Origin of the sequence: Bradyrhizobium sp. NBAIM08 (genome assembly GCF_020193935.1) — a bacterium.
In the GTDB taxonomy this organism is placed as follows: domain Bacteria; phylum Pseudomonadota; class Alphaproteobacteria; order Rhizobiales; family Xanthobacteraceae; genus Bradyrhizobium; species Bradyrhizobium yuanmingense.
In genome coordinates this window covers 1-395 of the sequence record NZ_JADYVR010001109.1, presented here as the reverse complement: position 1 = coordinate 395, position 395 = coordinate 1, and the positions used below count along the sequence as shown (strand labels likewise).

Genomic DNA, 395 nt, shown 5'->3' with positions numbered 1-395 from the left:
TCTCGAAGCTTTCCTCAGCTTCTTCTCGCTCGCGGACTTCACCCTCGACGCCGCGCTCCACTATGCCGATATCCGCGCCGCCCTCGAAACGGCAGGCACCACCATCGGCCCGCTGGATCTCCTGATTGCCGCCCAAGCCCGCAGCCTCGGTGCGACCCTCGTGACCGCCAACGCCGGCGAATTCAAACGCGTCAAAGGCCTGAAAGTCCTCGTTTGGAAATGACAGCTGCACGCCGTCCGCACTCACTCCTCGCGGCGGGCGATCTGGCCAGGGGGCATGGCGAACTTGCAGCAGGACTTCGCGATTCACGCGGCTCAGTTTCATGTTCCGACCTGACCCGCATGGCGCTAAGTTAAGCCGATTCACAGTGAGGTCTCGCGCAGAGGCGCAAAGG

Annotated in this window: 1 protein-coding gene; it reads left to right on the top strand. The window is 63.0% G+C overall.

Features of this window, described 5'->3' with window-relative positions; translation table 11 throughout:
- A partial coding sequence (locus I6F37_RS43700) for a PIN domain-containing protein (protein WP_225154939.1) occupies nucleotides 1-223 on the top strand: 223 nt, incomplete at its 5' end.
- Between the last annotated feature and the right edge of the window lie 172 nt (nucleotides 224-395).